The organism is Haloferula sp. A504, assembly GCF_044385805.1.
Lineage (GTDB): Bacteria > Verrucomicrobiota > Verrucomicrobiia > Verrucomicrobiales > Akkermansiaceae > Haloferula.
Window position 1 is genome coordinate 1 of the sequence record NZ_JBISBU010000163.1, and the last position, 945, is coordinate 945.

General features: G+C 63.8%; 1 protein-coding gene. It reads left to right on the top strand.

Annotated elements, in window-relative coordinates:
• Positions 1-945, top strand: a 945-nt coding sequence (locus tag ACG2LG_RS23955; protein WP_396263407.1) for a hypothetical protein, incomplete at both ends; no start/stop codon positions are given.

Here is a 945-nt window from a genome sequence, read left to right on the forward strand (position 1 = left end):
CAGATCAAGGCGGGTGCGGTCCTCGAGGATCTGTCGAGCAACCCGCTGGACACGACCTCGGCCCTGACCGGCGGAGTTGCGACCATCACGGTCAATGCCCAGGAGGTGCGGGAAGTGGTGACGGTCGATGGGTTCCTGGCGATTGATCCGGAGCAGAATGATGTCGCCACGATGACCTTCGATGCCAGCGGCTCGGACAAGCTGGTGATCGTCGCCACCAAGGAGAATCAAAGCACTCCATTCACCAGCCTCACCTACGAGGACGAGCCTCTGATTCTGGCGGTCTCTACCAGTTCTGACGACGGCAACAGACACTTCAACGGCATCTATTATTTGGATAACCCGGGACTTTATGACAACGGCACCGGGGACTTGGGCGAGATTCGCGCCCAGAGCGGCTCCAGCCGAAACATCGTCACGGCCTTCGCCTTGTCCGGCACCGCTCCCGGCGCTGGCGGAGTGGCAGCGCCGCCGGCACCGGACAACTCGAAGTCGGTGGGAATCGGGCTGAACTTCGTTGGTTCGGCGGTGATTGCCTCCCACGGAATGGGACAGGACGGCAACACGGCCAACGTCACCAGCGTCGATGCGGATCTCCCGCTCACCGAGACCTCGGCGATTGAACGGGGCAGCAACTGGGTGGGCCACGTCACCGGATATGCCACCAACCAAGGTCCCGGCTTCTCGACCTACTCCTTCACGGGAGGCAGCACCACCGGCGTGAACACCATCGCCGCGGAGTTCTACGGAGCCGTGGTTTCCACTGCGGATCCCTTCGCGGACTGGTCGGTGCTCGACGGCGCGACGGGCGTGACCTTCGAGGGTGATGCCAATGGCGACGGCGTGCAGGACGGCCTGGCCTTCCTGCTGGGAGCGGCGAATCCGAACGTCGACGCCAATGCCGCGGGACTGCTGCCGACGGTGACCGAAACCGGTGGCGGACTG